At 69.7% G+C, this 22,015-nt stretch carries 18 protein-coding genes and 1 pseudogene; 16 read left to right on the forward strand and 3 right to left on the reverse strand.

The annotated features are described in order from the left end of the window. Window positions 1–110: 110 nt before the first annotated feature. Window positions 111–6,866 (forward strand): autotransporter-associated beta strand repeat-containing protein, encoded by a 6,756-nt coding sequence (locus AC07O4_RS11020; RefSeq protein ID WP_495304534.1) that lies wholly within the window; start codon window positions 111–113, stop codon window positions 6,864–6,866. 10 nt (window positions 6,867–6,876) lie between these two features. Here AC07O4_RS11020 and AC07O4_RS11025 read toward each other — a convergent pair whose 3' ends face one another. Continuing rightward, on the reverse strand, window positions 6,877–7,911 hold the full coding sequence (locus tag AC07O4_RS11025) for an AraC family transcriptional regulator (protein ID WP_159272324.1): 1,035 nt from the start codon (window positions 7,909–7,911) through the stop codon (window positions 6,877–6,879). A 139-nt stretch (window positions 7,912–8,050) separates the two neighbouring features. Between AC07O4_RS11025 and AC07O4_RS11030 the strand changes: the two genes are divergently transcribed. From AC07O4_RS11030 to AC07O4_RS11055, 6 genes are read left to right on the forward strand one after another with little or no spacing between them, the layout of a single operon-like run. Then, entirely contained in the window at window positions 8,051–9,610 is a 1,560-nt protein-coding gene (locus AC07O4_RS11030) for a long-chain-fatty-acid--CoA ligase (RefSeq protein ID WP_495304535.1), read from the forward strand. 50 nt (window positions 9,611–9,660) lie between these two features. Further along, on the forward strand, window positions 9,661–10,845 hold the full coding sequence (locus AC07O4_RS11035; protein ID WP_495304536.1) for a lipid-transfer protein: 1,185 nt from the start codon (window positions 9,661–9,663) through the stop codon (window positions 10,843–10,845). 14 nt (window positions 10,846–10,859) lie between these two features. Further along, a complete protein-coding gene (locus AC07O4_RS11040; RefSeq protein ID WP_070059441.1) occupies window positions 10,860–11,300 on the forward strand; it encodes a MaoC family dehydratase N-terminal domain-containing protein in 441 nt (146 codons plus the stop codon). Between the two features lie 14 nt (window positions 11,301–11,314). Then, window positions 11,315–11,731 carry a MaoC family dehydratase gene (locus tag AC07O4_RS11045; RefSeq protein ID WP_095744817.1) on the forward strand — a complete coding sequence of 139 codons (417 nt, stop codon included), beginning with the start codon at window positions 11,315–11,317 and terminating at the stop codon, window positions 11,729–11,731. Between the two features lie 37 nt (window positions 11,732–11,768). Further along, a complete protein-coding gene (locus tag AC07O4_RS11050) occupies window positions 11,769–12,599 on the forward strand; it encodes an SDR family NAD(P)-dependent oxidoreductase (protein WP_495304537.1) in 831 nt (276 codons plus the stop codon). A gap of 1 nt (window position 12,600) precedes the next feature. Beyond that, window positions 12,601–13,401, forward strand: coding sequence for an enoyl-CoA hydratase/isomerase family protein (locus AC07O4_RS11055; RefSeq protein ID WP_495304538.1), 801 nt, complete (start codon window positions 12,601–12,603; stop codon window positions 13,399–13,401). Between the two features lie 21 nt (window positions 13,402–13,422). Here AC07O4_RS11055 and AC07O4_RS11060 read toward each other — a convergent pair whose 3' ends face one another. Together AC07O4_RS11060 and AC07O4_RS11065 are read right to left on the reverse strand one after the other, a co-directional pair. Continuing rightward, the gene (locus AC07O4_RS11060) at window positions 13,423–14,340 is read right to left on the reverse strand and encodes a DUF2167 domain-containing protein (protein ID WP_495304539.1); all 918 of its coding nucleotides are present in this window, start codon (window positions 14,338–14,340) and stop codon (window positions 13,423–13,425) included. Window positions 14,341–14,420: 80 nt separating this feature from the next. Then, a complete protein-coding gene (locus AC07O4_RS11065) occupies window positions 14,421–14,843 on the reverse strand; it encodes a cupin domain-containing protein (protein ID WP_495304540.1) in 423 nt (140 codons plus the stop codon). A gap of 106 nt (window positions 14,844–14,949) precedes the next feature. Here AC07O4_RS11065 and AC07O4_RS11070 point away from each other — a divergent pair. From AC07O4_RS11070 to AC07O4_RS11110, 9 genes and pseudogenes are all read left to right on the forward strand, one after another. Continuing rightward, window positions 14,950–15,129 (forward strand): annotated as a pseudogene (locus AC07O4_RS11070) (ArsR/SmtB family transcription factor); the annotation flags it as partial. A 149-nt stretch (window positions 15,130–15,278) separates the two neighbouring features. After that, window positions 15,279–15,761: an SRPBCC family protein gene (locus AC07O4_RS11075; protein ID WP_495304541.1), complete on the forward strand. Its 483-nt coding sequence runs from the start codon at window positions 15,279–15,281 to the stop codon at window positions 15,759–15,761. Continuing rightward, the gene (locus AC07O4_RS11080; RefSeq protein WP_495304542.1) at window positions 15,758–17,032 is read left to right on the forward strand and encodes an RNA polymerase sigma factor; all 1,275 of its coding nucleotides are present in this window, start codon (window positions 15,758–15,760) and stop codon (window positions 17,030–17,032) included. Before AC07O4_RS11075 ends, AC07O4_RS11080 begins: the two co-directional genes overlap by 4 nt. Before the next feature lie 72 nt (window positions 17,033–17,104). Beyond that, complete coding sequence (locus tag AC07O4_RS11085) at window positions 17,105–17,485, forward strand: YciI family protein (protein WP_095744822.1); 381 nt, start codon at window positions 17,105–17,107, stop codon at window positions 17,483–17,485. Next, the gene (locus AC07O4_RS11090; RefSeq protein WP_159272310.1) at window positions 17,482–17,850 is read left to right on the forward strand and encodes a YciI family protein; all 369 of its coding nucleotides are present in this window, start codon (window positions 17,482–17,484) and stop codon (window positions 17,848–17,850) included. The genes AC07O4_RS11085 and AC07O4_RS11090 overlap by 4 nt, the downstream gene beginning before the upstream one ends. Continuing rightward, a complete protein-coding gene (locus AC07O4_RS11095) occupies window positions 17,847–19,430 on the forward strand; it encodes an MFS transporter (RefSeq protein WP_495304543.1) in 1,584 nt (527 codons plus the stop codon). Before AC07O4_RS11090 ends, AC07O4_RS11095 begins: the two co-directional genes overlap by 4 nt. Before the next feature lie 54 nt (window positions 19,431–19,484). Beyond that, a complete protein-coding gene (locus AC07O4_RS11100; RefSeq protein ID WP_062475744.1) occupies window positions 19,485–19,670 on the forward strand; it encodes a hypothetical protein in 186 nt (61 codons plus the stop codon). A gap of 33 nt (window positions 19,671–19,703) precedes the next feature. After that, entirely contained in the window at window positions 19,704–20,816 is a 1,113-nt protein-coding gene (gene aroC, locus AC07O4_RS11105) for a chorismate synthase (RefSeq protein ID WP_495262225.1), read from the forward strand. Continuing rightward, window positions 20,816–22,009: an MFS transporter gene (locus tag AC07O4_RS11110; RefSeq protein ID WP_495304544.1), complete on the forward strand. Its 1,194-nt coding sequence runs from the start codon at window positions 20,816–20,818 to the stop codon at window positions 22,007–22,009. The genes aroC and AC07O4_RS11110 overlap by 1 nt, the downstream gene beginning before the upstream one ends. Window positions 22,010–22,015 lie beyond the last annotated feature (6 nt).

Below are 22,015 nucleotides of genomic sequence, written 5' to 3' on the forward strand. Positions count from 1 at the left end.
TAACTAGTTTCGGTGATGGGTGAGAAACAAATTATTTACAAAAATAAACGTTTGCTGACTATTTGCCCATTTCTGGTGCATCCGGCCTCTCATCTCAAGGTTTTCTCCCCATGAACAAAGCACATCGCAGCCTCTGGAACCCGTCGTTGGGGGCCTGGGTGGCTGTTTCCGAGAACACCCACGCCCGCGGCAAGAAGAGCCACCGGGCCGTGGCGCGGGCGGCGGGCGCGGCGTCGCTGCTGATGCTGGCCGGGGCGTCGTTCGCGGGGGGCGATGGGGGCGGAGGGGGTTTCCTTGTCAACGGCAGCTATGGCGCAGGGTACGCGGCGGGCAGCAGCACGACCGGTGAAGGCGGTCACGGGGGGCAGGGCGATCAGTCCGCCGCGGGTGCCGCCGGGGGCGCCCTCGGTGCCAACGGAACGAACGGGGCTGCGGCGTCGAGCGGCAACAACCCGGACAGGCTCGACGGCAGTGGCGGCGGCGGCGGCGGTTCCGCCCGGACCGGCGCCGCGCCTGTCACCAGCTGGATCAAGGCCGGTAGTGGCGGCAACGGGGGGACCGGCGGCTACGCCGGCTCAATAGACCCTGGCGGTGCAGGCGGCGGCGGCGGCGGTGGCAGTGTGCTCGCCACCCAATCGTTCGAAGTCAAGACGACGGGGGCGCTCCTCGGCGGCGATGGCGGCAACGGCGGCGATGCGTTCACAGGCACTTCGTCCCTCAAGGGGACTGGCGGCGGCGGCGGCGCAGGCGTGCTGGTGGTGCCTGTGGGCGGCGTGACGATCACCAACGCCGGCTCGATCGCGGGCGGCAACGGCGGCAAGGGCCTGGCCGCCCGAGGGACCCATCCGATTGCGAACGTGACGGTCTATGGCGGTGCCGGCGGCAACGGTGAAGGCGGCGCGCAGGGCGGCACGCAACTGGGTGCGTATGCGCAGGGCGGCGCGGGCATCGTCGGCAGCAATCTCACCATCGTCAACAGCGGCATCATTTCCGGTGGACTCGCAGGCGACGGGGTGACCCGCGCCAATTCGCTCCAGCTGGGCGGCAGCAACAACTCGCTCACGCTCCAGGCGGGCTCGGTGCTCAACGGTGGCGTGGTCGCCCAGGGCACGGGCAACACGCTGCGCCTGGAGGGTACGAACATCGAGGACGACGCGTTCCAGGGCTTCTCGAGCATCCACGCCGCCAGCGGCAGCAACTGGAGGCTGGCCGGCACATTCCTGCCCGCGGGCAATCTCGCGATCACCGTCGACGGCAGCGGCGCGACGCCCGCGCAGTTGGCGATGAACGGCTTCATCTCCGGCGTCGGCAGCCTCACGGTCGACGGTGGCGGCACGCTGGCGCTGGGCGGTCCCAACACGTACGCCGGCGGAACCACGATCAAGACAGGCACCACGCTGCAGATCGGCACGGCCGGCGCGCTCGGCGCCGGTACGGTCACGCTCGACGGCGGCAAGCTGACCGCCACCTCGAGCCTCGACCTGACCAATCGCCTGAGCTTCGCCGGCGGTCAGCGCAGTACAGTGGCCGCCGCCAGTGGCCAGGTCTTCGGCATCGGCGGCGACCTGCACTTGGACGGCGGGGCGACAGCCGTCTTTGGCAGCGTCACTGAGAACGGCACCATCCGCGTGGGCGGCGGCGGCGGCAGCCTCTCTTCGGATGCCGCGATCGTCGTGGCCGGCGGCACGCTGCAGGCGGCAGACGTCTTTTTCCTTGGTTTCTTCTTGTCCAACGTGGCTTCCACCACGGTGGACACCGGCGCCACGCTCGACCTGAACGGCTCTAATGTCACCCTCCGCAACCTGCAGGGCGCCGGAACGCTGAACACCCGGACCGGCAACGGCCCGACCCAGACCACGACGGTAGAGTCCGGCGCGTTCTCGGGCGCGATCACCGGCACGGGGCAGCTCGTGAAAACGACGGCGGGCACGCTGACCCTGACGGGCGCCAGCACCTACACCGGCGGCACGACCATCAGCGCGGGGACGCTGCAGATCGGCGACGGCGGCAGCCTCATCGGCAACGTGGTCAACAACGGCACGCTGGCTTTTGACCGCACCGACAGCAGCACCTTCTCCGGCGCCATCAGCGGCTCGGGCGACGTGACGAAATGGGGCACCGGCACGGTCACGCTCTCGGGCAGCAACACCTACCAGGGCGGCACCACCGTTCGCGGCGGCACGCTGCGCTCCGGCGCCGCATCGGCCCTGTCGCAGAACACGGCGTACACCGTGCTTGGCGGCGTGCTGGACCTGGGCAGCTTCAACCTGCGTGCCTCGAGCCTGTCGGGCCCCGCAGGCGCCGTTCAGCTGGGCAGCGCCACCCTGACCGTCGGGTCGGCCAACGCCAGTACCACGTTTGCAGGCAGCATCGACGGCACGGGCTCGCTGGTCAAGGAGGGCTCGGGCACCTTGACGCTCTCGGGCTCGAACACCTACACCGGCGGCACGACGGTCAGCGCGGGCACCTTGCAGATCGGCAGCGGCGGCAACAACGGCAGCATCACCGGCGACGTCACCAACCACGCGGCGCTGGTCTTCAACCGCGCCAACGGCATCGCTTTCGCGGGCCACATCAGCGGCGTCGGCAGCGTGACGAAGACCGGCACGGGCACGCTGGTCTACACCGGCAGCGCCACGCACGCCGGTGGCACCACCATCGACGGCGGCACCCTGCAGATCGGCAATGGCGGCACCGTCGGCAGCATCACCGGCAACGTCAGCAACAACGCGGCACTGGTCTTCAACCGATCGAACGATGCGGCCTTCGCGGGCCACATCACCGGCAGCGGCAGTGTGACGAAGACCGGCGCGGGCACGCTGGTCTACACAGGCAACGCCACCTACACCGGTGGCACGACCCTCAACGGCGGCATCCTGGAGATCCGCGACAGCGGCAGCATCCTCGGCAGCATTGCCAACAACGCCGCGCTGGTGTTCAACCGCAGCGCCGACACCACCTTCGCCGGCAACATCAGCGGCTCCGGCAGCCTCCTGCAGAAGGGCGCGCGCAAGCTGACCCTGACCGGCGACAACACCTTCACGGGCATCACCACCGTCGTGGCCGGCAACATCCTGCAGATCGGTGCGGGTGGCACCACCGGCAGCATCACGGGGAACATCAGCAACGACGGCGACCTGGTCTTCGACCGCGCGGACGGCCTGAGCTACGCAGGCGTCATCAGCGGTACCGGCACACTGTCCAAGAACGGTGTGGGCGTGCTGGAACTGACGGGCGCCAGCACCTACAGCGGCGCGACCGAGGTCAACGCCGGCACGCTGCGCGTAAACAACACCACCGACAGCGCCACGGGCGCGAGCACGGTGCTGGTCAAGAGCGGCGCCACGCTCAGCGGCGGCGGCACCATCGCCGGCCAGGTCACCATCGCCAACGGCGCGACGCTCGCACCGGGCAGCAACCTCGGCACGCTGACCACCGGCATGCTGCGCTTCGACCCCGGCGCCTTCCTGAACTACGAGTTGGGCCAGGCGGGCGTGGCGGGCGGCCCGCTCAACGACCTCGTCAAGGTCAACGGCGGCCTCGTGCTCGACGGCACGCTCAACGTGGCGCAATCGGCCGGCGGCACCTTCGGGCCCGGCCTGTACCGCCTGATCAGCTACTCCGGCTCGCTGATCGACAACGGCTTGAACATCGGCACGGCGCCCGCGGGCACGGCGGCCGGCGACCTGCACCTGCAGTCGTCGGTGCTGGGCGAGATCAACCTGATCAACAGCAAGGGCGTGTCGCTCAGCTTCTGGGACGGCGCGGGCGGCGACGCCACCCAGTACAACGACGGCAAGATCGGCGGCGGCTCCGGCACCTGGCGCATCGGCCACTCCGGCCTCAACGACCCGTCCGACAGCTGGACCGGCGCCAACGGCAAGACCAACACCGGCTGGCAGCAGAACCAGTTCGCGCTGTTCGGCGGCGCGGCCGGCACGGTCCGGGTGGACAACACGGGCGGCGCGATCAGCATCGATGGCGCGCAGTTCTCCACCAGCGGCTATCTCGTCACCGGCGACGCGCTGACGCTGGGCAACGCCAACACCGTCATCAAGGTCGGCGACGGCACGGCCTCGGGGGCGCAGATGCAGGCCACCATCGCGTCGGTGCTGACCGGCGCGGGCGGCCTCACGAAGGACGACCTGGGCACGCTGATCCTGAAGGGCGCCAACACCTACACCGGCGGAACGCTCGTGCGCGCCGGCACGCTGCAGGGCGACACCACCAGCCTGCGCGGCGCCATCGTCAACGACGCCCGGGTGGTCTTCGACCAGGTGGCCAGCGGCAGCTTCGCGGGCACGATGAGCGGCGCGGGCAGCCTGCGCAAGAGTGGGGTCGGCGAACTGCTGGTCACGGCGGCCAACAGCTACAAGGGCGGCACGCAGGTCGATGGCGGCACCTTGAATGTGGGCGTGACAGGCGCGGTGGGCACCGGTCCGGTGGGCGTGAGCAGTGGCGCGGCCTTGATCTTCAGCGGCAGTGCGGATGCGGAAAGCCTAAAGATCACGGCAGGCGCCGCCCAGTCGGGCAACGGCGGCTTCGTCCAGTTCCAGGACAACGCCTCGGCCGGCCACGCGACCTTGACCGCGCATGCCGGCGGCTCGATCGACTTCCGTGGCAACGCGACGGCCGGCAATGCCACCATCGAGAACCGCGGTGGCGAGGTCATGGTCTGGTTCAACGCCAACGCAGGCAAGACCCACATCACCAACTTCGCTGGTGGCACGACCTACCTCTGGGGCGGCGCTTCCGCCGAGCAGGCGACCATCGTCAATGAGCGCGACGGCGTGCTGGACATTCGCGACAATGCAACGGCCGCGCAGGCGAGCGTGGTGAACAAGGCGGGTGGCACGGTCTTCCTGTCCAACCTTGGCACGCCAGGCATCACCATCGGATCACTCGAAGGGGCAGGCCGCGTGCTGCTCGGCGCAAAGGCGCTGACGACGGGCGCTCTCAACACCGACACCGAAATCTCGGGCGTGATCTCCGGTGTCGGTGGCTCGCTCGTCAAGGTCGGCACGGGCGCGCTCACGTTGTCGGGCGAGAACACCCACACCGGCGGCACGGCGCTGCGCCAGGGCCGCCTGAACGTGGGCCACAGCCAGGCGCTGGGCACCGGCACGCTGTCGATGGACGACGACACCACGCTGGGCTTCAGCGCGGACGGCCTGACGATCGCCAACACGATCAAGCTCACGGGCAACAACGACCCGGTCATCGACACCGGTGCGTTCAGCGGCACGCTGAGCGGTGCGATCAGCGGCGGTGGCTTCATCACCAAGCAGGGCACAGGCACGCTGACGCTGTCGGGCGCCAACACCTACACCGGTGCGACGAACGTGGCGCAGGGCACGTTGAAGGCCGGCGCGGCGAACACGCTGAGCGCCGCTTCAGCCCACAGCGTGGCCGCAGGCGCCACGCTCGATCTCGCGGGCTTCAATCAGACCGTCGCGTCGCTGACGAACAGCGGCACCGTGTCCCTGGCCGGCACGACCGCAGGCACCACGCTCACGGTCAAGGGCGCTTACGTCGGCACGAACGGCGTGCTCAAGCTGAGCACGACGCTCAACGGCACCGGCCCCTCCGACCGCCTCGTGCTCGATGGCCCCACCGCCATCGCCAGCGGCAAGACCCAGGTGCAGATCGGCAACCTCGGTGGCCTGGGCGCACTCACGAGCGGCAACGGCATCGAGGTCATCACCGCGCAGAACGGCGCGACCACCACCGCGCAGACCACGAAGGACGCCTTCTCGCTGGCCGGTGGCCATGTCGACGCAGGCGCCTACGAGTACCGCCTGCATGCCGCCGATGCGAAGGGCGCGGGCGAGAGCTGGTACCTGCGCTCCACCACCGACGCGGTGTCGCCGGGTCAACCGGTGGGCCTGCCCGTCGTCACCTACCGCCCGGAAGCCGCGCTGTACGCCGCGCTGCCGGGCCAGCTGCGCCAGGGCAACCTCGCGATGCTCGGCGATGTGCGCAAGCGCGTGGGCGACGACGATGTGAAGGGCGCCGCGAGCACGCCGACGGGCTCTGACCGCCGCGCCTGGGCCCGCGTGCTCTCCACCGACATCGACATCCAGCAGGGCGGCACCGTCTCTCCCACCAGCAAGGGCCGCCTCACCGGCTTCCAGGCCGGCACCGACCTGCTCGCCACGCAGAACTGGCGCGCCGGCCTGTACCTCGGCCAGCTCGACGGCGATGCCCGCGTGAGCGGCTTTGCCAGCGGCATCCGCAACCTCGCGGTGGGCCGCAACGACCTGCGCAGCCAGTACGTCGGCGTGTACGGCACCTACACCGCCGACAGCGGCTTCTACGCCGATGCCGTGGTGCAGTCGGGCCGTCACCGCTACACGGTCGAGCCGATGCTGGGCGCGGGCGTGGGCGGCAAGGGGAACAGCTTGCTGGGCTCGATCGAAGTGGGGCAGGCCTTCGCGATCGGCGGCAGTGGCTGGCGCATCGAGCCGCAGCTGCAGCTGATCCACCACCACATGGACCTGCGCAACTCGGCCATCGTCGGTGCCATCGCGCAGCCCCAAGCCGACAGCGGCTGGATCGCCCGCGCGGGCGTGCGGGTCAAGGGCCAGATCGACACCGGCCTGGGCGTGCTGCAGCCCTACGGCCGCGTCAACATCTACAAGACCTCGAGCGGCACCGACATCGCACGCTTCGTGAACGGCGCGACCACGACCGACATCGCGGCACCGACCGGCGGCACCAGCACCGAACTCGCAGGCGGCTTCACGCTCGCGCTCAGCCAGGCGACCAGCCTGTACGGCGAAGTCGGCAAGCTGTGGTCCTCGGGCGGCGATGCCAGGGTGAAGAGTTCGATCAACGGCTCGCTCGGCGTGCGAGTCAAGTGGTAGGCGGGTAGCTTCAGGCCTCGGGGTCGGGTCCAGGACGCCGCCGGTACGACCCCGGCGCCCCGCCGGTCCAGGTCTTGAACGCACGCTGGAACGCCGCGCTGTCCGAAAAGCCCAGCTCCTCGGCCAGTGCCGCCAGCGGCACGGTGCTGGTGTTCAGGCGCACGATGGCCACGTCGCGCCGCAGCTGGTCCTTGAGCGACTGGAACGAGGTGCCCTCGGTGGCCAGGTGGCGCTGCAGGGTGCTCACCGACATGTGCAGGCTGCGCGCGGCCGTGGCCAGGTCGGCCCAGGCCGGGCGGTGCTGTTGCAGCACGGTGCGCACGCGCGCGCTCACGGCCAGTTCGCCCAGCGGCGGCAGGATCACGTGGGCCGGCGCGGCGGCCAGGAAGTCGCGCATGGCCCGCGCGTCGCGGCGGATCGGCGTGGCCAGCGCACTCGCGTCGAACCACACGGCCGACAGCGGCTGGCCGAACTGCAGCGGCGCGGGAAACACCTTGTTGTAGCGCGCCGCGTAGGGCGGCTGCTCGAAGCCGAAGTCGAAGCGACGCGCCGTCAGTCGGCCGCCGTGCAGCCAGGCAAAGAGCCGCCAGTACACGCGCAGCATCAGCTCGTGCAAGAAGTTCAGCGGCGCGCTCGGCATGCCCTGCACCCGCAGGCCGAAGCCCGCGAGCGGCCCTTCGTGCAGCAGCACCATCTCGAGGTCGTCCTGCAGCAGGCTGAAGGTGCGGGCCACGCGCCGCAGCGCCACTTCGAGCGTGGGGGCGCCCATCGTGGCGCGGGTCATGAGCGCGAAGCTGCCGCAGCGCAGGCGGCGCGACAGGAAGCACAAGGCTTCGTCGTCCAGCCGCTCCATCAGCAGCGCGAACAGCGCCACGTACTGCTCGGCCGTGACGCGCGCGCCCGGTGCATCGAGCAGGGCGGGGGCGATGCCGGCATCCTGCAGCGCGGTGTCGATGCAGATGGGGGCGTTGTCGCCGCGCGCGCGCACGCCCGAGAGCATGCCCTGGACGAACACGATCGGGATGGTGACGGGCGGTTGCAGCATGCGTGAGCGGATCAGACCTGACGGCGGCGCGGGTGTCGATTGAGGTTTTCTGCCATGCGGGCGATGCGATGCGCAATCGCCGCGGCACGGCGCGGTTTCTACCATGCGCCTACACAAGAACCGAACGGAGACAACCGCCATGTACCTGACCCAGTCGCTGCACCGCAGCGTGCAGCAGCACCCCGACCGGATCGCCGTGCGCGCTTCCGGCCGCACCCTGAGCTTTCGCGCCTATGCCGAGCGCGTCGCACGCCTGGCGGGCGCCCTGCAGGGGCTCGGCATGCAGGCGGGCGACCGTGTCGCCATGCTGGCGCTCAACTCGACGCGCTACCTCGAGTACCAGATGGCCGTGCCCTGGGGCGGCGGCGTGCTCAACCCCTGCAACATCCGCTGGTCGGCGGCCGAAATTCTGTACTCGCTGGACGACTCGGGCTCCACGCTGCTGCTGGTGGACGACACCTTCCGCCCGGTGGTCGAGCAGATGCGCGGGCAGGCGACCAGCCTGCGCGAGGTGATCTACTGCGGCGACGGCCCGACGCCGCCCGGCATGCTCGGCTACGAGGCACTGCTGGAAGCCGCCTCGCCCGTGCCCGACGCCGGCCGTTGCGACGACGACCTGGCGGGCATCTTCTACACCGGCGGCACCACCGGCTTTCCCAAGGGAGTGATGCTGAGCCACACCAACATGGGCAGCTCGGGGCTGGCCCTGCATGCCGAAGGCCTGGCCGCGCCCGACGGCTGCTACCTGCATGCCGCGCCGATGTTCCACCTGGCCGACATGGGCCTGGCTGCGCCGCACTGGCTGGAGGGCAACACGCACGCGATCATTCCGGCCTTCAGCCCCGAGGCGGTGCTGAACGCCATCGAGCAAGACCGCGTCACGCACGCGCTGCTGGTGCCCACCATGATCCAGATGCTGGTCGACCATCCCGCGATGCGCGAGCCGCGCGACCTCGGCAGCCTGAAGTGCATCACCTACGGCGCCTCGCCGATCTCGGAGGCGGTGCTGACCCGCGCGATGGCGGCCTTCCCGGGCGTGGACTTCGTGCAGGCCTACGGCATGACCGAGCTGTCGCCGCTGGCCACCGTCAACCCCGCGCGCAACCACACGGCCGAAGGCCAGCGCCGGGGCAAGCTGCGCTCGGCCGGCCGCGCCAGCTACTGCACCGAGGTGCGCATCGTCGACGCCGAAGGCCTCGAGGTGCCGCGCGGCACGGTGGGCGAGGTGGCAGTGCGCGGCCCCAACGTGATGCAGGGCTACTGGAACCAGCCCGCGCAAACGGCCGCGGCCGTGCGCGGCGGCTGGATGCACACGGGCGACGGCGCCTACATGGACGACGACGGCTACATCTTCGTGGTCGACCGCCTGAAGGACATGATCATCAGCGGCGGCGAGAACATCTATTCGGCCGAGGTCGAGAACGCCATCAACCAGCACCCGGCCGTGGCGGCCTGCGCGGTCATCGGCATTCCCAGCGAGGAGTGGGGCGAGGCCGTGCACGCGGTGCTCGTGCTCAAGCCAGGCCAGCAGCTGGCGGCCGACGCGCTCATCGCGCATTGCAAGGCACTGATCGCGAACTACAAGTGCCCGCGCAGTGTGGCGGTGGTCGAGGCGCTGCCGCTGTCGGGTGCGGGCAAGGTGCTCAAGACCCGGCTGCGCGAACCGTTTTGGCAAGGGCGCCAACGAAGCGTAGCCTGAGCCCTGTTCCTCTTCCCATTTCACTCACTCATTCATTTCAGGAGCCCCTCATGAGCCAGGATGTCCACGTCGTCGGTGTCGGCATGATCCCCTTCACCAAGCCGGGCGCGAACCAGCCCTACCCGCAGATGGCCGCGCACGCCACCAATGCCGCGCTGAAAGACGCCGGCATCGGCTATGAGCTGGTGCAGCAGGCCTACGTCGGCTACGTGTACGGCGATTCCACCGCCGGCCAGCGCGCGCTCTATGAAGTCGGCATGACCGGCATCCCCGTGGTCAACGTCAACAACAACTGCTCCACCGGCTCGACCGCGCTGTTTCTGGCGCGCCAGGCCGTGGCCAGCGGCGCGGCCGACTGCGTGCTGGCGCTGGGCTTCGAGCACATGAGCCCCGGTGCGCTGGGCGCGGTGTTCAACGACCGCCCGAGTCCGTTCGATCATTTCGAGTCGATCACCGACGAGCTGGTCGGCAACGAGCAGGTGCCGCTGGCGCTGCGCTACTTCGGCGGCGCCGGCCTGGCGCACATGCAGCAGTACGGCACGCAGATGTCGACCTTCGCGAAGATCCGCGCCAAGGCCAGCCGCCATGCGTCGAACAACCCGGTGGCGCTGTTTCGCACCGTCGTCACCGAAGACGAAGTGATGGCCGCGCCCGTGATGTGGCCCGGCGTGATGACGCGGCTCATGGCCTGCCCGCCGACCTGCGGCGCCGCAGCCGCCATCGTCTGCTCGCCGCGCTTCGCCGAACGCCACGGGCTGGACCGCCGCGTGCGCATCAAGGCCCAGGCCATGACCACCGACCGCGCCATCACTTTCGAGGCGCGCGACATGCGCGAGGTGGTCGGCTTCAGCATGGCGCAGGAGGCGGCACAGAAGGTGTACGACGCGGCCGGTGTCGGCCCGCAGGACATCGACGTGGTCGAGCTGCACGACTGCTTTGCGCACAACGAACTCATCAGCTACGAAGCGCTGGGCCTGTGCCCGGTCGGCGGTGCGGAGAAGTTCGTGGTCGATGGCGACAACACCTACGGCGGCAAGGTCGTCACCAACCCGTCGGGCGGCCTGCTGTCGAAGGGCCACCCGCTCGGCGCGACGGGGCTCGCGCAATGCACGGAGCTGGTCCAGCAACTGCGCGGCACGGCCGAGAAGCGCCAGGTCGAAGGCGCGCGGATGGCGCTGCAGCACAACCTCGGGTTGGGCGGCGCCTGCGTGGTCACGCTGTACGAACGCGTCTGAGGGCAGGGCCACCCATGATCGACAAGAAATGGATCGGCCACGAACTGCCCGCCTCGGTGCTGCCCATCGAGCGCAGCCGGCTGCAGTTCTTCGCCAAGGCCATCGGCGAGACCGACCCGGTCTACACCGATGCCGCCGCCGCGCGCGACGCCGGCTACCCCGACCTGCCCGCACCGCCCACCTTCCTGTTCGCCGCCGAGCTGGACTCGGGCGCTTCGGACCAGTTGCTGACCGACCTGCAGATTCCGTTGTCGAAGCTGCTGCACGGCGAGCAGAGCTTCAGCTACCACCGCCCCGCCTGCGTGGGCGACACGGTGACGGTGCGCTCCACCATCAGCGACATCTACGACAAGAAGAACGGCGCGCTCGAATTCGTCGTGAAGACCTCGCGCGCCACCAACCAGCGCGACGAACTCGTGGCCGAGCTGCGCACGGTGATCGTCTGCCGCCACTGAAGAAAGAACGAGCGATGACCCTCCGCTACGACACCGTCCAGGTCGGCGACGAACTTCCCGCGCTGCAACTCCCGCCGGTGAACCGCACCACGCTCGCGCTCTTCGCGGGCGCCTCGGGCGACCACAACCCGATCCACATCGACACCGACTTCGCGCGCAAGGCCGGCATGCCCGACGTGTTCGCGCAGGGCATGCTGGGCATGGCCTGGCTCGGCCGGCTGCTCACGCAGTGGGTGCCGCAGGCGCAGCTGCGCCGCTTCGACGTGCGCTTCCAGGGCATCACGCACCTGGGCCATGCCGTGCGCTGCACCGGTCGCGTGGTCGAGAAGCTGGAACTGGGCGGCGAACGCTGCGTGCGCGTGGAAGTGCTCAGCGCCAACCAGCACGGCCAGACGCGTATCGCGGGCGAGGCGCTGGTGGCGCTGCGCTGATCCCTTGAACGAACGAATGAAAGAAGAGAGAAGAGACATGACACCCAAACTCGAAGGCAAGGTCGCCCTCATCACCGGCTCGGGCCGCGGCATCGGGCGCGCGATCGCCCTGAAGCTCGCCAGCGAAGGCGCACGCGTCGTCGTCAACGACCTCGACGCCGCACCGGCCGAAGAGACCGTGCAGGCCATCCGCGCCGCGGGCGGGCAGGCGGTGGCCTGCGTCGGCAGCGTGTCGGCGACGGACTTCGCCGAGCGCTTCGTGGGCACGGCGGTGAACGAGTTCAAGGGCCTGGACATCATCGTCAACAACGCTGGCTACACCTGGGACAGCGTGGTGCAGAAGATGACCGACGAGCAGTGGTACGCCATGATCGACGTGCACCTGACGGCGCCGTTTCGCATCCTGCGCGCCGCACAGCCCGTGATCCGTGCGCTGGCGAAAACCGAGGGCGAAGCGGGCCGGCGCGTGGTGCGCAAGGTGGTCAACATCTCGTCGGTGGCCGGGCTCTTCGGCAATGCGGGTCAGGCCAACTATTCGACCGCCAAGGCCGGCATCGTCGGCATGACACAGACGCTGGCCAAGGAGTGGGGCCGCATGAACGTCACGGTGAACTGCGTGGCCTTCGGCTTCATCCAGACGCGGCTCACGGCCAGCACCGCCGAGGCCACCACCGCGAACATCGAGGGGCGCGAGATCAAGGTCGGCGTCAACCCCGGCCTGCTGGCGATGATGGAACAGTCGATCCCGCTGGGCCGCGGCGGCACGCCCGAAGAGGCGGCCGGCGCGGTGTACCTGCTGTGCGCGCCCGAGTCGGACTACGTGAGCGGCCAGACGCTCATGTGCACCGGCGGGCTCACGGGAATCTGAGATGGCCGGCACGCAATTCGAAGAAGAAGGCATTGCCTGGGGCGTGCAGGACGGCATCGGCCGCATCGTGCTGAAGCGGCCCGAGCGCGCCAACTCGGTGTCGCTGGCGAGCAGCCATGCGCTGGCGCGCGCCATCGACGAGGTGCTCGAAGCGGCGCCGCGCGCCATCCTGCTGACCGGCGAGGGCCGCGTGTTCTGCGCGGGCGGCGACATCGACAGCTTCGTGGCGGCGGGCGACAAGCTGCCCGAGTTGGTCGACGCCATCCTCGACCGGCTGCATCCCGCGCTGCTGCGGCTGGCCCAGAACCCGGCGCCGCTGGTGGTGGCGGTGAACGGCACGGTCGGCGGTGCCGGCGTGGGGCTGGCGCTGTGCGGCGATTTCGTGCTCGCCACCGAGTCGATGAAGCTGCGCACGGGCTACGCGGCCATCGGGCTGTCGCCGGACGCGGGGAGTTCGTATTTTCTGTCGCGGCGCATCGGGCCGGTGCGCGCGCAGCAATGGCTGATGCTGAGCGACCCGATCGACAGCGCGCGCTGCCTGGCGGCGGGCGCGGTCGATGCGCTGTACCCGGACGCCGAACTGGCGGAGGCGGCCGAAGCGCTGGTGACACGGCTGGCGAACGGTGCCACCGCATCGTTCGCGGGCATCAAGGCGCTGTGCGGCGGTGCGACCGAGCGCCCGATCGAAGAACACTTCGAGATGGAACACCGCCTGCTGCGCCGACGCGCGGGCAGCGCGGATGGGCGCGAAGGCGTGAAGGCCTTCACCGAAAAGCGCGCGCCGCACTTCTCGGGCCGCTGAGCGCGGCGGGCTGCTGCAGGCTCAGCTCTTCTTCTTGAAGAGCTTCGTGAGGCCCCAGAGCGCGGCGCCGCCCGCCACCACGGCGACCTTGGCGAACTTGGCCAGGAAGGCGAGGGCGACCGCGAACAGGCCCAGCTTCTTCGCCGCCGCGCCGGCCACCAGCGCGGCCAGGCCGTAGGCGGCGACCTTGTCGGTGGACGCGTTGAAGTCCGCGTACTTCTTGCCGTCGTCGTACTGCAGCGCGCCGAGCAGCTTGGTGGCGTCGGGCTTGTACTTCTCGAGGTCGTTCGCGTTGGTGATGAGGTTCAGGCTCAGGTAGCCCTCGCGGCCCAGCGCGTAGGTGTTGTAGTTGACGCCGGGGCTGCCGCCGTCGCTGCCCTTCTTCTTCGACAGGGCCGACCACACCAGCCGGTGCGTCGCGGCGTCGTACTGCGGCTTCTGCGCCCAGCCCGTGACCTCGATGCCCGGGATGCCGCGCTTGGCGCGTTCCTCGTTCGCGGCCTCGGTGCCTTCCTTCAGGCTCGTGAGCAGTTCGTCGGCGTTCCAGTCCTTGGCGTCGTCGTCCTTGATGTAGCCCTCTTTCACGAACTTCACGACCGCCATCCAGTCGCCGTCGTCGGCGGGGAAGATCGCGCCGATGAAGGTGTCGTCGGTGCGGTTGCCCATGCTGCGCATGAGCTGCGCGGCGGCGGGTGTGGGCACCCAGACGTAGCCGGCGGGCAGCTTCAGGTGGGCCTGGTCGCGCAGCGTGATGTCGGCGGGGCCGGCTTTCTGCACGGCCTTGGCGGCCTTGAAGGCGGCTTCCTGCTCGGCTTCGAGCGAGCTCGCGGTCGAGGCTGTGGAAGCGGTGGTGGGGGATGCGGCGTTGCTGATGTGGGTGGCCGTCAGGGCGCACGCGAACAGCAAGCCGGCCGTCAGGCGGGCAGTATGAATACGCAAGTTCTCTCTCCTCGGTTGTTGTCGTTTCTGGTGAGACGCGAGGAGTTTATCGGCGCGCAAAGCCGCGCCGGCCGTGGGTTTCAGGGCCAGGGCGTGGGCGCCGGAATTTCACACACCGGCTCGACGTCGATGCTCTTGAAGTCGGCCGGCGAGACGATCTCCAGGTACTCCATGTCGGGCGAGTAGTCGAAGAGAAAGTGGCGGATGCCGGGGCGCTGGTGCACCACGTCGCCGGCCTCGACGCGCGTTTCCTTGTCCTCGTACATGAAGCGGGCCCAGCCCTTGAGCATGATGACGATCTGGAAGTCCGCCTCGTGGCGGTGCCAGCCGGTGCCCGCTTCCGGTGCCATGTTGGCCTTGACCAGGTGCGCGATCACCTTGCCGTGGGTGGCGGCCGCAATGCCGAGGTCGCGGTACAGGAAGAAGTCTCGCAACCCGCCCGAGACGTACTCGGTGTCACCGGGCTTGACGTGGGAGAACTGGGTGGCGGTTCGGTCCAGCATGGGCGCTCCTTCGCGGGGGATGATGCTGCGGCGCAGCATGCATAAACCGTTCCTGAGCGAGGTCCATGGCTTGACGGCTCTCGGGCCGCTCCAGATACTCAACCGCATGGTTCACTCAGATGCCCTGGACGCCGTGTTTGCGGCCCTGTCCGATCCGACCCGCCGCAGCGTGCTCGAAGCGCTGGGCAAGGGTGGCCTCAGCGTGACCGAGCTCGCCGAACCGCACGGCATGTCGCTGACCGGCTTCATGAAGCACCTGCGCGTGCTTGAAGGCGCCGGCCTCATCTCGCGCACGAAGGCGGGCCGCGTCGTGCGCTGCGAGCTGTCGCCGGGCCCGATGCAGGAGGCCGCCGTGTGGCTTTCGCGCTACGAGAAGTTCTGGACCGGCCGCCTCGATGCCCTGGCGCGCTTTCTCTACCACCAGGAGGACACCGAATGGCGAAACCTTCCCCCGGCGACACCGCCGGCCCCGGCACCGATCGCCCCTCGCTCACGCTCCGCCGGCACTTCCGCGTCAGCCCCGCCAAAGTCTGGCGCGCGTGGACCGACCCGCAAGCGCTGAAGCACTGGTTCGGTCCCGAGGAAATCGTCGACGTGCCGCTGGCCGAGGTCGACCTGCGCGTGGGCGGGCGCTTTCGCGTGACCATGTTGGCGGCCGACGGTGAGACGCACGACGTGAGCGGCACGTACCTCGAGGTCGTGCCCGAGCGCCGGCTGGTCTTCAGCTGGGCCTGGCGCAGCACGCCCGAGCGCGAGTCGCGTGTCACGGTGCAGCTCGAGCCCGACGCGGGCGGCTGCGAGCTCGTGCTCATGCACCAGCAGTTCTTCGACGAAGCGGCGCGCGACGGCCACAACCATGGCTGGACCGGCTCCCTCGTCAAGCTCGAGAGTTGGTTGCTCGCCGGCGACACCGGGTGACGGCACAACCGACGGCCATCGCCGACACGCTGGACGCGATCTACCGCAGCGAGTCGCGCCGCATCTTCGCCACGCTGGTGCGGCTGCTGGGCGATTTCGACCTGGCGGAAGAAGCCCTGCACGACGCCTTTCGCGCCGCGCTCGAGCAATGGCCGCGCGAAGGCGTGCCGGCCAACCCGCGCGCCTGGCTGGTGTCGGCGGGGCGCTTCAAATCGATCGATGGCATCCGCCGGCAGGCGCGCTTCACGGCGTGGGACGACGCCACCGCCCACACCGACACGCTGGCCGACCCCGCGCCCGCCTGGCACGAGGCCGACCCCGATGCCGACGCGCTCGAGGACGACCGCCTGCGCCTCGTCTTCACCTGTTGCCACCCCGCGCTCGCGCCCGACGCCCAGGTGGCGCTCACGCTGCGCGAGGTCTGCGGGCTGGCGACCGAGGAGATCGCGCGCGCCTTCCTCGTGCCCGCGCCCACCATCGCGCAGCGCATCGTGCGGGCCAAGGCGCGCATCCGCGATGCAGGCATTCCGTACCAGGTGCCAGGCCTGGCCGAGCTGCCCGAACGGCTCGATGCCGTGCTGCGCGTGGTGTACCTCGTATTCAACGAAGGCTACGCGGCCTCGTCGGGCCAGAGCGTGACGCGCGCCGACCTCTCGGCCGAAGCGATCCGGCTCGGGCGCTTGGTGGCTGAACTGCTGCCCGACCCCGAGGCGCTGGGCCTGCTCGCGCTGATGCTGCTGCACGACGCGCGCCGCGCCGCACGCACGTCGGCGCAGGGCGAGCTCGTGCTGCTCGACGCGCAAGACCGCAGCCTGTGGCACCGCGGGCAGATCGGGGAGGGCGCGGCGCTGGTCGAGCGCGCGCTGCTGTCGCGCCGCTTCGGCCCGTACACCTTGCAGGCCGCCATCGCCGCGGTGCACGCCGAAGCATCCGAGGCCGCCGACACCGACTGGCCGCAGATCGTCGGCTTGTACGACGTGCTGCTGCGGCTCGACCCCTCGCCCGTGGCCGAGCTCAACCGCGCGGCGGCCGTGGCGATGCGCGACGGGCCGGCTGCGGGGCTCGCGCTGATCGACGCGCTGCTCGCGCGCGGCGAGCTGGCGAAGTACCACCTGGCGCACGGCGCGCGCGCCGAACTGTGCCGGCGCCTGGGCCGCACCGACGATGCACGCGCGGCCTACTTGCAGGCGCTGTCACTGGTGCGCCAGCAGCCCGAGCGGCAATTCCTGGAGCGGCAGCTGGCTTCGCTGCCGGACACGAAAAATTTTTGACAGCCCTTGTCGATTCCGGCCGTCGCCGTTCGACCAGTGGTGTCCTCATTCACATCTGCAAGGAGATTCCGCATGAAATACCTCTGCCTCGTTCATTGCGACGAAGCGGTGCTTCGCGCGCTGCCGCCCGACGAGCGCCGCGCGCTCAATGCCGACTCGATGGCCTACGACCGCCTGCTCGAAGCCGCCGGCCACTTCATCGCCGCCGAGGCGCTGAGCCCGGTGCGCGCCGCCAAGGTCGTGCAGGTGCGCCAGGGCCAGCGCTCGCACGTCGACGGCCCCTACGCCGAAGCCCGCGAGCAGCTGTGCGGCTTCATCCTGGTCGAGGCGCGCGACCTGAACGCCGCGATCCAGCTGGCGGGCCGCATTCCGATGGCGCGCTACGGTGCCATCGAGGTGCGTCCCATCGAGGTCATGGAAATGATCGAAAACCCCGAGGGGAATGCCGCATGAGATACCTTTGCCTCATTTTCGGAACCGACGCGCAGACGAGCCACTTCTCGGCGCAGGACATGGACCACTACATCAACGAACACATCGACTACGACGCCCATCTGCAGGCGCTCGGCAAGCTCGTCGTGGCCGAGGCCTTGCAGCCGGCCGGCACGGCGGTCACGGTGCGCATGCGCAACGACAAGCTCTCGGTCACCGACGGGCCGTTCGCCGAAACCAGCGAGCAGCTGGGCGGCTTCTACCTGGTCGAGGCCGACAGCGAAGAAGAAGCGCTGCAGCTCGCGGCCGGCATTCCCTCGGCGCGCTTGAGCAGCATCGAGGTGCGCAAGGCCTGGTCGGCAAGCGACAGCGGAGCCGGCCCATGAGCGGCGCACTCGACCGGGCGGCACCCGCCCGCGCCACGGCGCGCGAATGGACCGGGCTGGCGGTCATCGCGCTGCCGTGCATGCTCTATTCGATGGACCTCACGGTGCTGAACCTGGCGATCCCGTCGATCAGCGAAGACCTCAAGCCCACCGCCTCGCAGCTGCTGTGGATCGTCGACATCTACGGCTTCTTCGTGGCCGGCCTGCTGGTCACCATGGGCACGCTGGGCGACCGCATCGGTCGGCGCCGGCTGCTGCTGATCGGCGCTGTGGCGTTCGGCGTGGCCTCGGTGCTCGCGGCCTTCTCGACCAGCGCCAACATGCTGATCGCCACGCGCGCGCTGCTGGGCGTGGCGGGGGCGACGCTGGCGCCGTCCACGCTCTCGCTGATCCGCAACATGTTCCTCGACCCGGCGCAGCGCACCGTGGCCATCGGCGTGTGGATTTCGAGCTACTCGGCCGGCGCCGTCATCGGCCCGGTGCTGGGCGGCGTGCTGCTGCAGTTCTTTCCGTGGGGCTCGGTGTTCCTCATCGGCGTGCCGGTGATGGTGCTGCTGCTGGCGCTCGGCCCGTGGCTCTTGCCCGAGTACCGCGACCCCGACGCGGGCGCGCTCGACCTGGCCAGCGTGGCGCTCTCGCTGGGCGCGGTGCTGGCTGCCATCTACGGCATCAAGCAGGTGGCCGAGCACGGGCCCGACGCGGTGTCGCTGCTGGCCATCGCGGCCGGTGCGCTGCTGGGCTGGCTGTTCGCGCGCCGGCAGGGGCGGCTGGCCAACCCGATGATCGACCTGCGCCTGTTCAGGCTGCCGGCCTTCAGCGTCTCGCTGGGGGCCTACATGCTGGCCTGCTTCGTGATGTTCGGGCTCTTTCTGTACAACGCGCAGTACCTGCAGCTGGTGCTCGGCCTGCCGCCGCTGGCGGCGGGCCTGTGGAGCATGCCGGGCGCCGGTGCCTTCATCGTCGGCTCAATGATCGTGCCCGCGCTCACGCGGCGCCTGTGCCCGGCCTACGTGATGGGCGGCGGACTGGGCGTGGCGGCGCTGGGCTTCGGCATGCTGGTGCTGCTGCCCGCGCAAGGCGGGCTGGCCTGGATGGTGACGAGCGCCATCATTTCTTCGCTCGGCCTGGCACCGGTGTTCACGCTGGCCACCGACCTGGTCGTGGGCAGCGCGCCGCCCGAGCGCGCGGGCGTGGCCTCGGCGATCTCGGAGACCAGCTCCGAGTTCGGCGGGGCGCTGGGCATCGCCATCCTCGGCAGCGTCGGCGCGGCGATCTACCGCGCGACCATGGCCGACGCCGTGCCGGCCGGGCTGGCCGATGCGGCCGCGGTCGAAGCCGCCCGCAGCACGCTGGGCGGGGCGGTCGCGCTGGCCGGGGAACTGCCCGGTACCTCCGGCGCCGCGCTGCTCGACACCGGGCGTGAGGCGCTGCTGCGCGCCCTGCGGCTGGTGGCCGGCCTGTGCGCCGTGGTGCTGCTGTTCGTCGGCGTGCTGGTGGCGGTGCGGCTGCGCGGGGTGGGCGCGTCCCACGCGGAGGAGGGCGCCGTACCCCCGGGCGGCGCCGCATTGCCGGAGCGTTGACGAGCCTCCATACTGGGGCTTCCACGACGCATCCCACGACCGAACGGAGGCCCCATGAGCAACGAACTGCGCAAGAAGCTGCATGACCTGGCGGAACTGTCCGACAGCACCTCCGACCCGCAGACCAAGGCCATCGTCGAGGCGATCCGGCTGCAGACGGCGGTGCTGAACGAGCGGCTGTTCAGCATCGAGCTGCAGCTCGGCGCGCTCGCCAAGCGCATGGAAAACACCACCGACTGAGTCGGCTGCTGCTTTGTGGGGATAATCCCCGGCATGAGCGGCAACACCTTCGGAACTCTCTTCGCGGTCACCAATTTCGGCGAGTCGCACGGCCCGGCCATCGGCTGCGTGATCGACGGCTGCCCCCCAGGCATGGCCCTGAGCGAGGCCGACATCCAGGGCGACCTCGACCGCCGGCGCCCCGGCACCAGCCGCCACGTCACCCAGCGCAACGAGCCCGACGCGGTGCAGATCCTGTCCGGCGTGTACGAGGGCAAGACCACCGGCACGCCCATCGCGCTGCTGATCCAGAACACCGACCAGCGCAGCAAGGACTACGGGCAGATCGCCCAGCAGTTCCGCCCCGGTCACGCCGACTTCACCTACTGGAAGAAATACGGCATCCGCGATCCGCGCGGCGGCGGGCGTTCTTCGGCACGCCTCACGGCGCCCATGGTCGCGGCCGGCGCGGTCGCCAAGAAATGGTTGGCCGAAAAATACGGGATGGTGTTCCGCGGCTGCATGACGCAAATCGGCGAGATTGCCATTCCCTTCGAGAGCTGGGACCACGTCCCGAACAACCCTTTTTTCGCCCCCATCGCCGACGTGAGCGCGCTGGAGGACTACATGGACCGCCTGCGCAAGGCCGGTGATTCGTGCGGCGCGCGCATCCGCGTCACCGCCACCAACGTCCCCGTGGGCCTGGGCGAGCCGCTCTTTGACAAGCTCGACGCCGAGATCGCCTACGCCATGATGGGCATCAACGCGGTGAAGGCCGTGGAAATTGGCGCCGGCTTCGACAGCATCACGCAGCGCGGCACCACGCACGGCGACTCGATCACGCCGACCGGTTTTCTCAGCAACAACGCCGGCGGTATTTTGGGCGGCATCAGCTCGGGGCAAGACCTCGAGGTGAGCATCGCGATCAAGCCCACCAGCTCGATCATCAGCCCGCGCCAGTCCATCGACGTGAACAACAACCCCGTCGAAGTCATCACCAAGGGCCGCCACGACCCCTGCGTGGGCATCCGCGCCACGCCCATCGCCGAAGCCATGCTCGCGCTGGTGGTGATGGAACACGTGCTGCGCAACCGCGCGCAGTGCGGCGACGTGAACCCGCCCGCCGACAAGAGCGAAGCTGCGTCGCCGCAGTCGTCTTTCCTGTAGTGTCCGCCGCGCCACCTGTGGCCGCCGGGCGCGGCCACCTGTTGGCATTCGCTGGCCTGTCGGCCAGCTACTTCGCGCACATCGGTTTCTTCAATCCGTACCTGCCGCTGTGGCTCAAGGACCTGGGCCTGCCGATCTTCACGATCAGCCTGCTGGCCTCGGTGCAATCGATCACGCGCGTCTTCGCGCCCTATGCCTGGGGCGCGCTCAGCGACCACACCGGCCAGCGCGTGAAGCTGCTGCGTTTCAGCGCCGCGGTGGCGCTGGCCAGCTCCTTCGGGCTGTGGTGGCACGGCGGCGCCTGGTGGCTCGCGCTCGTGCTGCTCGTGATGTTCACGCACACCAGCTCGATGATGTCGCTCACCGAAGCGGCCATGGCGCAGATCGTCGCAGGCGACTGGGGCCGCTACGGGCGCATCCGCCTGTGCGGCTCGGCCGGCTTCCTGGTCACCGTGTTCGTCGCGGGCGAGTGGTTCGAGCGCTTCGGTATGAAGCACTTTCCGTACTGGGCGGCGGGCACGCTGGCCGTGGTGCTGCTCGCGACCATGAAGCTGCCCGACCTGCGCGAGCCGCCGGCCGCGCACGACGCCGTGAAGGAGCCCATCGGCCCCGTGCTGCGCATCCCTGCCGTGCGATGGTTCTTCGCCTCGCTGTTCTTCCAGGTGATGTCGCACTTCTCGGTGTACGCGTTCTTCTCGCTGTACCTCGATTCGATCGGCTACGGCAAGAGCACCATCGGCCTCTTGTGGGCGCTGTCGGTGGTGGCCGAGATCGTCTGGTTCTTCCTGCAGGGCCGGCTCATCGGCCTGTTGCCGATGCCGCGGTGGATGCTGGTGTGCGGCATCGCCGGCGTGGCACGGCTCAGCCTCACGGCCGGGCTGGGCGGCTTCATCGCGGCGCTGGTCATCGCGCAGTGGCTGCATGCGCTGAGCTTCGCGGCGCACCACACGGCCTGCATCGCCGTGGTGTCGCGCCGCTTCCCCGGCCACCTGCGCGGACGCGGGCAGGCGCTGTTCACGGTGATCGGCTACGGCTTCGGCGGCGTGCTGGGCGTGCTGCTCGGTGGGGCGGTGGCGCAGGAGTTGGGCTACCGCACGATGTTCGCGCTGGCGGCGTTGCTGGCGGTGGCAGGGACGTTGTGTGCGTGGCGGATGGTGGTGCTCGAGCCGTCGGGGCGGTCGAAGCCCGCTTGAGCCGCG

The sequence above is a fragment of the Variovorax sp. GW821-FHT09D04 genome (genome assembly GCF_059416405.1).